Annotated in this window: 9 protein-coding genes and 2 pseudogenes; 4 read left to right on the top strand and 7 right to left on the bottom strand. The window is 59.6% G+C overall.

What is annotated here, in order from left to right; translation table 11 throughout:
- Positions 1-21 precede the first annotated feature (21 nt).
- From RX717_RS14130 to RX717_RS14105, 6 genes and pseudogenes are all read right to left on the bottom strand, one after another.
- Positions 22-306 (bottom strand): annotated as a pseudogene (locus RX717_RS14130) (response regulator); the annotation flags it as partial.
- 123 nt (positions 307-429) lie between these two features.
- On the bottom strand, positions 430-1,473 hold the full coding sequence (locus tag RX717_RS14125) for an aldose epimerase family protein (protein WP_107631560.1): 1,044 nt from the start codon (positions 1,471-1,473) through the stop codon (positions 430-432).
- 1 nt (position 1,474) lies between these two features.
- Positions 1,475-2,967, bottom strand: a pseudogene (gene galT / locus RX717_RS14120) (UDP-glucose--hexose-1-phosphate uridylyltransferase).
- A 12-nt stretch (positions 2,968-2,979) separates the two neighbouring features.
- Positions 2,980-3,969, bottom strand: a complete 990-nt coding sequence (galE, locus tag RX717_RS14115) for a UDP-glucose 4-epimerase GalE (RefSeq protein WP_107631562.1) — start codon at positions 3,967-3,969, stop codon at positions 2,980-2,982.
- A gap of 47 nt (positions 3,970-4,016) precedes the next feature.
- Positions 4,017-5,303, bottom strand: a complete 1,287-nt coding sequence (locus RX717_RS14110; RefSeq protein WP_054327827.1) for a galactokinase — start codon at positions 5,301-5,303, stop codon at positions 4,017-4,019.
- A 167-nt stretch (positions 5,304-5,470) separates the two neighbouring features.
- Positions 5,471-6,496, bottom strand: a complete 1,026-nt coding sequence (locus RX717_RS14105) for a LacI family DNA-binding transcriptional regulator (RefSeq protein WP_054327828.1) — start codon at positions 6,494-6,496, stop codon at positions 5,471-5,473.
- 179 nt (positions 6,497-6,675) lie between these two features.
- Here RX717_RS14105 and RX717_RS14100 point away from each other — a divergent pair, with 179 nt between their 5' ends.
- The 4 genes from RX717_RS14100 (at position 6,676) to RX717_RS14085 (ending at position 10,645) form a co-directional block, all read left to right on the top strand.
- Positions 6,676-7,437 carry a GntR family transcriptional regulator gene (locus RX717_RS14100; RefSeq protein ID WP_242977904.1) on the top strand — a complete coding sequence of 254 codons (762 nt, stop codon included), beginning with the start codon at positions 6,676-6,678 and terminating at the stop codon, positions 7,435-7,437.
- Between the two features lie 143 nt (positions 7,438-7,580).
- Positions 7,581-9,038 (top strand): NAD(P)/FAD-dependent oxidoreductase, encoded by a 1,458-nt coding sequence (locus tag RX717_RS14095; protein WP_107631563.1) that lies wholly within the window; start codon positions 7,581-7,583, stop codon positions 9,036-9,038.
- A 3-nt stretch (positions 9,039-9,041) separates the two neighbouring features.
- Positions 9,042-10,274, top strand: a complete 1,233-nt coding sequence (locus RX717_RS14090) for an NAD(P)/FAD-dependent oxidoreductase (protein ID WP_054327829.1) — start codon at positions 9,042-9,044, stop codon at positions 10,272-10,274.
- Positions 10,271-10,645, top strand: coding sequence for a DUF1667 domain-containing protein (locus RX717_RS14085; protein ID WP_107631564.1), 375 nt, complete (start codon positions 10,271-10,273; stop codon positions 10,643-10,645). Before RX717_RS14090 ends, RX717_RS14085 begins: the two co-directional genes overlap by 4 nt.
- Positions 10,646-10,904: 259 nt before the next feature.
- Here the strand turns inward: RX717_RS14085 and RX717_RS14080 are convergent, their stop codons facing one another.
- Positions 10,905-11,945, bottom strand: coding sequence for an Ldh family oxidoreductase (locus tag RX717_RS14080; protein WP_107631565.1), 1,041 nt, complete (start codon positions 11,943-11,945; stop codon positions 10,905-10,907).
- Positions 11,946-11,958 lie beyond the last annotated feature (13 nt).

The raw sequence follows: 11,958 nt of genomic DNA, 5'->3' as shown, positions 1-11,958 counted from the left end.
GTAGCTGATGATATTATACTGGATGGCCTGCTGCGCGTAGGTGAAATCGTCATACCCGCTGAGAAAGGCGATGTGCATGGCGGGCCGGATCTCGCGCACCGCGCGCGCCAGCGCGATGCCGGACAGGAACGGCATGCGGATATCGGTCAGCAGCAGGTCGGGCTCGAGCTTTTCGACCAGCTCAAGCGCCTCCATGCCGTTTTCCGCTTCGCCGACCACGGTAAAGCCGCATTCGGCCCAGGGGGTGCGCTCGACCAGCGAGCGGCGCAGCTCGGGCTCGTCGTCCGCGACGATCACAGTATACATGGCAGGGCCTCCTTTTTTTGTAAATCGGGTTGCTTTTAGTTTAGCGGGTTTGCGGCCGCTTGTCTATAGAAAACCGCCGAAAGCAAGCGTTAGCCTGTTTCCGGCGGTTTTCCGCAGAGGGCGTTAACAATGGGAAGAAAAGCAGAATTGCGTGAGGCGCCGGTATTCCCCGCCCGCGCGGAGGACGGGCTGCGGGAAATGCGGCAGGGCGGGCGCGTTCGGCCAGAACTGGGTTTCCAGGCAGAAGCCATGACGCCGGCCGTACCGCACGCCGCCTTTCCCAACGGGTAGGTCCGCGCGCAGGTAATTGCCCGAATAAAGCTGCATGCCGGGCATATCGGAACGCACGGAGAGCGCGATGCCGGTCGCGGGGCAGTATGCCTCGGCAAACGGCCGCAGTCCCGTGCCATCGATGATATAATTGTGGTCGTAGCCGCCCGCGCGCGCGATCTGCGGGCAGGCGCTGTCCCAGCCCGCGCCGAGCGGGGCGGGCTGACGCAGGTCGAGCGCCGTGCCGGCGACCGGTGCGATCTCGCCCGTGGGCGCGCTGGTCCCGCCGAGCGGGGTGAAGCGCTCCGCGTGGACGCAAACGGTCTGTGCGCCCACTTCGCCGGAGGCATGCCCGCCCAGGTTGAAATAGCTGTGGTTCGACAAATTGCAGAGGGTATCCGCGTCGCTTTCCGCCGTATATGCGATAGACAGCGTGCCGCCGGACAGACGATACGCGACGCTTGCGCGCAGCCGGCCGGGATAGTTTTCCTCTCCGGCGGGGCTGTCATAGCGCAGCAGCAGGCCGTCCGACAGGACGGAGGCGCGCCAGATGCGCCGGTCGAAGCCGGCCGTGCCGCCGTGCAGATGGTTGATGCCGCTGTCGTTGCAGGCGAGCTGGTACTGCCTGCCGCCAAGGGTGACGCGCCCCTCCGCGATGCGGTTGGCGCAGCGGCCGAGCAGCGCGCCGATGTAGCAGTCCTGCGCCTGGTAGTCCGCGGCCGTGTCGAAGCCAAGGACTACGTCGGTCGGGACGCCGTTCCGGTCAGGCACGATGAGCGACTGCAGGACGCCGCCGAGCGTCAGGACAGCGGCCGAGAACGCGCCGTCCGTCAGCGTATAGCGCTCGACCGGCCGCCCGTCATGGGTGGTTCCGAATGGGGTGCAGCGGATATCCATGTCACTTCACACTTTCCGCGAACCGCAGGAACGCGGCCCGTCCCTCGGCGGTGCGCTTGTACACGCCCGCGTGCTCCAGCACGGTTGCAAACACGAGGCCGACTTCCTTTTGGATAATCTGCATGGCGTTGTCCGCGGTGATGGTATAGCGCGGGGCGAAGCCCTCCGCCCAGTCCGCGTGGGACGCGGTCAGCGGGTCGGCGCGCAGGTCACGGCTCGCCGCGAGCGCTTCGCCCAGCGCCGTCAGCTCGGTTTTGAGCCGCGCGGGCAGCACGGCGAGGCCCATCACTTCGATCAGGCCGATATTTTCCTTTTTGATGTGGTGCAGCTCGGCGTGAGGGTGGTACAGGCCGAGCGGATGCTCCGCGGTGGTCAGGTTGTTGCGCAGTACCAGGTCCAGCTCATAATCCGCGCCGCGCCGCCGCGCGATCGGGGTGATCGTGTTGTGTGGCACGCCCTCGGTCTCGGCAAGGATCATCGTGTCCTTGTCCGTGTAGCCGCGCCACGCGGCCAGAATACGGTCGGCCAGCGCGGCAAGGCGCGCGGGGTCGCCACCCGTCAGACGGATGACCGACATCGGCCACTTGACGATACCAGCGCGGATATCGGCAAAGCCGGGAAAGCCAGCGCGGTCTCGACCGGCGCCTTGGCCATGGCGAATTCATAGCGCCCGCCCTGAAAGTGGTCGTGCGCGAGGATCGACCCGCCCACGATGGGCAGGTCGGCGTTCGAGCCGACAAAATAGTGCGGGAACTGGCCGACAAAGTCGAGTAGCTTGCGGAAGCAGGCGTGGTCGATCTTCATGGGCGTATGCGCCGCGTTCAGGCAGATGCAGTGCTCGTTATAATACACATAGGGGGAATACTGCAGGAACCACGGCTGGCCGTCGATCGTGATAGGGATGATCCGGTGGTTCTGCCGCGCGGGGTGATTGACGCGGCCCGCATAGCCCTCGTTTTCCGCACATAGCTGACATTTGGGATAGGCCGAGGCGGGCAGGTCGCGCGCGGCGGCGATGGCCTTGGGGTCTTTCTCCGGCTTGGACAGGTTGATCGTGATATCCAGCTCGCCATATTCGGTGGGCGCTTTCCATTGCATATCCTTTGCGATGCGGTCGCGCCGGATATAATTGGTGTCTTGGCTGAACTGGTAATACCAGTCGGTCGCGCGGGACGGGCTTTCGTCATACAGCGCGCGGAAGCGCGCGGCGACCTCGCGCGGCGGCGGGGTCAGGCGGCCCATCAGCGCGGTGTCGAACAGGTCGCGGTAGACGATGGAGTTGTTTTCCAGCACGCCGCGTGCGTGCGCGTCGTCCAGCAGCGCGTCCAGCACGGCGGGCAGGTCGATGGGCGTGTCGGAGAGGGCGGGTTCCGTATAGCTGTCCAGCCGCAGCATTTCCAGCAGGCTGTTAACCGCCCAGACATGGTCCTCAGGCGCTATCAGGCCGGTTTGCTCGGCATAGCGGACGAGCTGCGCCACTGCGTTATCGATCATAGCCGCGCCTCCTTACGCTCCGTAGCCATGCGGGTGGGCCTTGTGCCAATCCCACGCGGTCTGGATGATGGTATGCAGGTCGTTGTACTGCGGCTTCCAGCCGAGCACGGCCTTGGCTTTTTCGCTCGAGGCGATCAACTGGGCGGGGTCGCCCGCGCGGCGAGCCTCCACCCGCGCGGGGATTGGGTGGCCGGTCACACGGCGAGCCTCCTCGATGACCTCCCTGACCGAAAAGCCGACGCCGTTGCCCAGATTGAACACGTTGTTTTCCCGTCCCGCAAGCAGATAGTCGAGCGCAAGGATGTGCGCCTGTGCGAGATCACAGACGTGGATATAGTCGCGGATGCAGGTTCCGTCCGGCGTGGGGTAATCGTCGCCGAAGATCGAGATGGCCTCGCGCTGGCCGTTCGGCACCTGCAGGATGAGCGGAAGGAGATGGGTTTCCGGATTGTGCGCTTCGCCGATCGAAGCGTCCGGCTGCGCGCCGCAGGCGTTGAAATAGCGCAGCGCGACAAAGCGCAGGCCATGCGCGGCCGAAACCCATTTCATCATTTTTTCCATCGAGAGCTTGGTCTCGCCGTAGCAGTTGGTCGGCTCGGTGCGGTCGTTTTCCAGGATCGGAACGCGTTCGGGTTCACCGTAGGTCGCGGCGGTGGAAGAAAAGACGATAGTGAGCACGCCGTGGGCGACCATGCTTTCGAGCAGCGTTTTGGTGCCGCACAGGTTGTTGTCGTAATACTTGAGCGGCTTTGCCATGCTTTCGCCGACCTGGGAATTGGCGGCGAAGTGGATCACGCCCTCGATCCGCTCGTTTTCAAACAGGCGGTCGACAAAGGCGCGGTCGTGGATATCGCCCTCGTAAAAGCGCGCGCCCGCGGGAACCGCGGCGCGGAAGCCGGTTTCCAGGTTATCCGCGACAACCACTTCGCGTCCGGCCTCAACCAGCGCGCGCGCGGTGTGCGAGCCGATATAGCCCGCGCCGCCCAGAACAAGAATAGACATAAAATACCCTCCCAGTAAGTTAGATATGGGGAACGCTCCGGACGCCGTTACGCAATCACGGCGCCGCCCTCCGGACGGATGTGCAGGAAGTGGCAGCAGCCCTTCCCCAGCACAGCCTCCATGCCGGCGCGGAACTGCTCCTTCCTGCCATTCGGCACAAAGGCCTGCACGGTACCGGCAAAGCCGCCCCCGTGGACGCGGGCCGCGCCCTCCCCAGCGAGAAGCTGCTTGGCGAGCGCGATGGTGACGCATACTGCCTGCTCCTGCGGACGGGCCGTGCAGTAGAGGTTCTGCAGCAGCAGGCCGGAGGAGATGCCGGATTGGTTCACAAGGGAGAGGAAGCGGAAGAAATCGTCGCTTTCGAGCGCCTGCGCCTGCTTGACGGCGGTCAGGTTATCCATAAAGAAGTGCATGGCGCGCAGCGCAGCGCGGTCACCGGCCTGTCGGCGGACAAGGGCGAGGTTGTTCCAGAATTCATGGTAGTCCACGTCGCGCAGCACGGACTTGCCGAAGCATGCGGCGGCCGCGCCCATCTCCGCGGGGATTGCGGCGTATTCGTCGGTCAGGTCCGCGTGGTCCGCGCCGGAATCAATGATGCAGAGTGCATGGCCGGAAGAGAGCAGGTCGTAATCCAGCTTGCGGACCGCAGGCGACGCGGGGTTCTGGAAATCGATGGACACAATGCCGCCGACCGCGCTGGCGAGCTGGTCCATCAGGCCGCAGGGCTTGCCGAAAAACGTGTTTTCCGCATACTGGCCGATTTGCGCGATCTGGACCAGGCTGACCGCGTCCCCGCAGAACAGATGGTTGAGGATCACGCCGATCAGCACTTCATACGCCGCCGAGGAGGACAGGCCCGAGCCGCCGAGAACAACGGAATCGATGCAGGCGTTGAAGCCGCGCACCGGATACCCGAGGAAAATGAAGCGGCTGGCGATTCCGCGTACCAGCGCGGCCGAGGTACCCGCTTCCGCAGGCTGTGGCGCGAGCATGGTCAGGTCAATGTCAATGTCGGGATAGCCCGTCGAGCGGATGCGCGCGGTCATGCTGCCGTTGGGGCCGGCGCAGGCGAGCGCGTCCAGATCGATTGCAGCGGCCAGCACGCAGCCGTGCTGGTGGTCGGTGTGGTTGCCGCCCAGCTCGGTGCGGCCCGGGCCGGAAAACAGACCGACCCGTCCCTCTTTGCCGAAAGCAGCGCCGTAATTGTGCAACAGGCCGGACAGGCGGGCGCGTTTGTGTGCAAGTCCCTCGGCGCCGCAGCCGCAGACATCGGACAGACGGGCGTCGAGCGCGCCGCTGTCGATCGCCTGAAGAAGGATCGATTGCTCTTCCATACGGCTCATCTCCTTTTTGATCGCAATTTCAGGATGATATCCTGGTGATTTAAGCATACTCAATTTTTAGTAAAACTTCAAGTATTGTTTTACTAAAAATATGAACAAAAATCCAGGGGACGTTTTGGGTAAAAAAGCGGCCGGTCTGGTAGACCGGCCGCCTGGGATCAGCGAATGGGGGCGTATACGCTTTCCCGCTCGATCAGCGAGGGGGGGACAACGATTTTTACAGGCAGTGCGTCCGCATCGCGGCGGCTGCGTGCAAGCAGGTCGACCGCCGTGGCGCTCATGGCGGCGACATGGGTGCTGACGCTGGTGAGCGGCGGGTCGGTGAGGGTGGAGAGCGGGGTGTCGTTAAAGCTGATGATGGACATATCGCGCGGAACGTGCAGGTCGTTTTCCCGCAGCGCGGCGCACGCGCCGATTGCGGCTTCCTCGTTGGCGGCCAGCAGGGCGGTCGGCAAAGCGCCGCCGGACTGAATGCGGGCGGACAACGCGGCGCGGGCGTCCGAGGAAGTCATTTTCGCTTCAAACAGGAATGCGGGGTCGAACAGACCCTTGCGCGTCATATAATCGATGAAAAACTGGCGGCGCACCTCGGGCGCGGGACGTTTCTTCTGATCGAGCTTGCGGTCCGGACCCAGGAAGCCGATATACCGGTGGCCACGTGCGAGCAGGTAATCGAGCGCCTGCTCCACCCCTAACTGGAAATTCAGCACGACCGAGGGGAACTTCAGCTCATCCGGCGCGGAATCCAGGAACACAAGGTTGGACGACAGGGCGGACAGGTTTTGTATCTGCGCCTCGGAAAAAATGCCGATGGCCAACAGGCCGTCAAACGAGGTGGGGACGGGCGCGCGATAGGCACCGGCCTGCTCGGACAGGTGGATGACCGAATAGCCGCAGTCGCAGCAGCGCTGCTCTGCGTAGTTTTTGAGATAGAGGTAATAAGGATCCACCAACTGCTCCGCCGGAGAGAGCATCTCCGCGATGGCGATGCGCAGCGAGGAGGGCGCGCCCGTCCGGATCCGGCGCGGGCGGGTGGAGGAGCGGTAATGCAGCTTGCCCGCGGCCTCCAGGATCTTGGCGCGGGTGGCGTCGCTGACGCTCATGGTCGGGTCGTTATTGAGCACACGGGAGATGGTTGTGATGGAAAAACCGGTGTATTCAGCTAATTCTTTAAGCGTTGACATCTCGATCCCCTGTTTTTAGTAAAATAAGTTGCTTTCATTATATCCAATGCGGGGAAAGGTTGCAAGCGTTAAATCAGCGAAAAAGAAACTGGAAAAAATTTCTTTACTAAAAACCATGCCGGCGGGATGCGGGAAGCATGAAATTGTTGCCGAACAGACAAAGCTGACTGGATGGCAAATTGACGCGGGCTGATGAACTGTCGTATAATAAAAAGCAGAATATCATTGATCTGGAGGGGGAGCAAGACAAGGTGATAACGATACCAGAGAGGAAGGAGCGCGAGTCGGCAAAGGAATATGTCGTTCGCGTATTGGTGGACAATATCGTCAACACAGGACTGGAGCCGGGGGAGAAACTGATCGAGCAGGAGCTGTGCGAAAAGCTGGGCGTCAGCCGCACGCCGTTCCGCGAAGCGGAGCTGGAGCTGGCACAGCGTAAGCTGATCGATATCCGCCCGAAAATCGGTACCTATGTCGCTTATATCGACGCGGAGTTGGTTGAGGAAGTGCGGCACCTGCGCAGTGTACTTGAGGCAGAGATTGCAGGGATGGCATGCCGTCTGCTTTCCGCACAGGATATTGACCGGCTGTGGGAAAATATCGCACTGTGGCAGCTTTATATCAAGCGGAAGCAGGAGGATAAGATATTCCTGCTGGACAAGCAGTTTCACAGTATGCTCTACCATCTGTGTGGACGGAGACACTGGTATGAACTGGTAGAAAGCATTGCGCCGCATTTTGACAGGACTACTATCCTCAGCTTCCGCTGCCGGCCGGCGCAGATGATCCTACAGGATCACGAAAATCTGATACGAGCCGTGGAAGCGCGTGATGAAGCACATGCTCGCATGATAGCGGACCAGCACATGAACCGCTATACGGAGAATATCGCAGCCATCCGCGCGGCATTCCCTAAATATTTTAAGGTTGAAAATAGATGAGACAGAAGCCGCTGTGCCGGAGTGTTTCCCACCGGATACGGTGGCTTTATTTTTTTTTCAATAAGTGCTTGACAAATGAAAACGAATGTTATATATTTTGATCAATGAAATATATAACATTCGTTGTGTGTGAGGCGAATACTATGCAAGAGCAATATGATGTAATTGTGATTGGCGCAGGCGTTGTCGGGAGTGCGATTGCGAGGGAGCTTTCCCGATACCGGCTGCGTATAGCGGTACTGGAAAAAAATCTGGATGTATGCAATGAGACGAGCGGGCGCAATTCCGCTGTGGTACACGGCGGCTTCGCCAATCCGGTCGGGAGCCTGAAGGCGCGCTTCTGCGTATCAGGAAATAAGATGATGGATAAGCTGGCGGCAGAACTGGATTTTCCTTTTAAGCGGTGTGGCAAGGTGCTGGTCGGTAATACACCGGCGGATATGGAACAGCTCCAGCGCACGATGGAGCAAGGTGCGATAAACGGTATGGACGGACTGGAACTGGTAGACGAGGCGCGTCTGCATGAGCTGGTGCCGGCGGTTGTGGGAAAATTTGCAATGTGGTCGAAAAACAGTGGTATCATGGACCCGTTTTTGTATACGATTGCGCTGGCGGAAAACGCTCATGCTAACGGGGTATCCTACTTTTTCGATCACGAGGTGACCGGCATCCACAGAGAAACAGACGTCTATGTCCTGCAGACCGGTAAGGGAGATTTCCGGACACGTTGGGTGGTCAATGCTGCGGGGCTGGGCTGCAAACGGATATCCGATATGCTGGGAATTACGGGTTACCGCGTGGTTGGTTCGCGCAGCAATTATATTATCCTGCATAAGCGGATGGGGAGACTGCTGCCTATGCCGGTTTATCCGGTACCGAATAACGTCTACATGGGAATCCATGTGACGCCGACAGTGGACGGGAACGTTACGGTTGGGCCAGATGCCGAGAATACGGATAAGCTTGATGACTACACTGTCCCACAGAAGAATATAGAGGAGCTGGCCGCCAGTGGTACGGTGCTGTGGCCGCATATCCACAAAAAGGATCAGATTCGCACGTTCGCCGGCATCCAGCCTAAGCTGGTGGATGAGAACGGTACGGTACAGGACTACAAAATCGAGATCAGGGACGATATTGCGCCGCAGGCGGTCAACCTGGTGGGGATCGAATCGCCCGGCCTGACTGCATCCGTGCCGATCGCACAGTATGTCGTTGAACTGATGCGCGAGCGCGAGGCGTTTGCGGAAAATCCGGCGTTTAACCCTTGTCGAAAGGGAATCGTCCGGTTCGCGGACTGCACTCCTGCGGAGCAGGCGCGCCTGATTGCCAGCGATCAGGATTATGGTGAACTGGTGTGCGGTTGTGAGGGGGTTACCAAAGCCGAACTCCTTGCAGCGATTCACAACCCGCTGGGCGTTGTAACTATGACGGGTATCAAGTACCGCACCCGTGCCATGATGGGCGGCTGTCAGGGCGGCTTCTGCCAAATGAAGATCGAGCAGATGATTGAGCAGGAGCTGGGTTGCAGGCCGCAGGAGGTCTGCTACAGCCGGAAAGGCTCGTGGGTGCTGACCGGCAATATGAGAGGGGAGGCGTGATAAATGGAACGGAAAGAGGTTGTAATCATAGGCGGCGGCCCCGCCGGATTAGCGGCGGCAGTCGAGCTGCATAAGCAGGGCGTGCGGGATATGGTAATACTGGAGCGTGAGGACAGACTTGGCGGTATTCTGCGGCAGTGCATCCATGATGGCTTTGGACTGGGGCGGTTCGGGGAAAGCCTGTCCGGACCCGAATACGCGCAGGCGTTTATCGACGAGGTTCAGGCGCGCGGCATCCCGTATGAGACTGGAGCGGCCGTACTGGAGCTGACATGTGACCGGAAGGTTACTGCGGCTACACGCAGCGGGCTTCGGCAATATGAGGCCAAAGCGGTCGTGCTTGCCATGGGGTGCAAGGAGCGTAGTCGCGGCTCGCTTGGCATACCAGGCGAGCGCCCTTCCGGCGTGTTCACCGCAGGGTCGGCACAGGCGTACATGAACCTGTATAACCGCATGCCGGGCAGGGAGGTCGTTATTCTTGGCTCAGGTGATATTGGCATGATCATGGCGCGCCGACTGACGCTGGAAGGTGCGCATGTGCAGGCAGTATTCGAGCTGCTGCCGCATCCGAGCGGCCTGCCGCGCAATATCGTGCAATGCTTGGACGATTACGACATCCCGCTGTATCTCAGCCATACAGTCACGGAGATCCACGGCCGGACGCGGTTGACCGGTGTCACGGTAGCTGAAGTTGACGTGGACAGACGCCCGATCCCAGGCACAGAACAGGAGTATACATGCGATACGCTAATTCTGTCGGTCGGATTGATCCCAGAGAATCAACTTCTGGAGGGCGCGGGTATTGTAATAGATCCTCGCACGAACGGAGCAGCCGTGGATGAAGCGCTGCAGACCAGCGTGCCGGGGATCTTTTCAGCGGGTAACGTGTTACATGTGCATGACCTGGTCGATTTTGTGTCGCTGGAAGCGGAGACGCTGGCGCGTAGCGTGGCGGCGTATGTCGCGGGAACTCCGCCCGTACCCTGCAACCTGGCGGTCGAAGCCGGCCGTGGAGTGGGACATACCGTGCCGCAGCGGGTGAGTGGAACGGCGGATTTCACACTTTCGCTGCGCGTGACAGGGCATTATCGGGACTGCCGCCTGGTCGTGCGGCAGGACGGGCGTGAGGTCGTGTCGAAACGTATGAAAAAGGCGATCCCCGCAGAGATGGTCCAGCTTGCGGTTAAAGCGGGAAACCTGCGCCGGATAGGCGCGCTGGAGGTGTCAGTGGAATGAAAAAACAGTATACTTGTATCATTTGCCCGAACGGCTGTGAGATCGAGGCTGAATGGGACAATGGAAAAATTTTGTCGGTCGTGGGACACACCTGCCCGAAAGGGGAACAGTATGTGCGGCAGGAGTTGACTGCTCCTAAGCGGACGATTGCGAGTTCGATTCTGGTGGAAAATGGCGTCCTGCCGCTTGCGAGTGTGAGACTGACCGCACCTATCCCCAAGGAGATGATCTTTCCGGTGATGGAGCAAATCAGGCAGATCACGCTGCGGGCGCCCGTTAAGGCGGGGACGGTGGTGTGCCGGCATGTCTGCGGCCTGGAGAGCGACGTGGTGGTCACAAAGAACGTGGAAGAACGAAAACAGGAAGAATAGCAATCGAAACATCGGAAAAGGGTAAGCGCTTCAGGATATATGAGAGCGTGACAGGGGGAAAAAGCTTTTATTTCCCGCGGTAAGGAAATTATTCCACTATAAACTATAAAAATTCAATTTTGCTTTTCGTAGCGTTACGATTCCGTATCAAAGGTAAGATAGAATTGGTTAAAAGCGCAAAGCAAAGGGTACCGCAAACGCGGTACCCTTTGCTTTGCGCTGTCGCGCGATATTGAAAAAGAGGTTAAGTGATATGGTCTTAAAATGGGTAGTCCACCTGATATTTTTCAGAAAGTTCGCGGAACTCCTTTAGGACTGGCTCGGAGAGTTCGATACCATCCTCCCTGTTTTTTTGCGCTGCGGCATATTCGATTTCACCAGGGATGAGCACGCCGGTCGAACCCTCGGCGGGCGGACAGGCTTTGATACTGTCGAACAGATCGTCTACGCTCTGCTGGAACTCCGCGAGTGGGAGGAACTTGCTAATATCAATTACGCACATGCAATAGCCGATGTTGGAAGGTTCCTCCAGGTTTTCAAATACGCGCGGGATATGCTGGCTGTCGTTTGCACCGGCAAGACTGTGGCACAGCACATCGATAATCAGTGCAAGCGCATATCCCTTGGGTCCCCCGAAAGGAAGAAGCACGCCGGTGTTTGCCGCAACGGGATCGGTCGTTTTGCGGCCCTCGGCATCCAAGGCCCAGGTATCAGGGATCGAACGGCCTTCCTTTATAGCCAGCGCGATTTTTCCTTTTGCCACAACACTGGTTGCCATGTCGCAGACCAGCATGGGGCGCCGGCCGGCGGGAATAGCGATCGACATCGGGTTTGTACCCAGCAGGGGCTTTGCGCCGCCGAACGGGGCGACCAGTTTGGGCGAGTTGCAAACCTCAAAAGCGATCATACCCTGCTCGGCGGCATGCATGACATAGTAACCGCCGAAGCCGTGGTGGGAAGCATTTTTAATTGTGGCGAAGGCTACGCCGTTTTCACGGGCGGTTTCGATACAGGCTTCCATCGCTTTCCAGGCGATCGTGGTACCCATGCCGTTGTTCCCGTCTACAGCAAGTGCGGCGGGTGCGGTTCGGACGATAGTCGGCTCGGCCCTGATATCAGATACGCCGTGCTCGACGCGGGATAGATAACCGCGGAATTTGGTGATACCGTGCGAGCGCACATTGCGCAGGTCGGCATTGATCATATTATCGATAAAGATTTTCGCGTTTTCCGGAGACATACCGGCCTTGACCGACACGGCTTCTCCGAATGTGCGGATGGTTTCAACAGGGAATTTCATAGGGCAGGACTCC

The organism is Intestinibacillus sp. NTUH-41-i26 (assembly GCF_032769475.1).
In the GTDB taxonomy this organism is placed as follows: Bacteria; Bacillota; Clostridia; order Oscillospirales; family Butyricicoccaceae; genus Agathobaculum; species Agathobaculum ammoniilyticum.
This window is presented reverse-complemented; position numbering and strand designations above follow the sequence as displayed.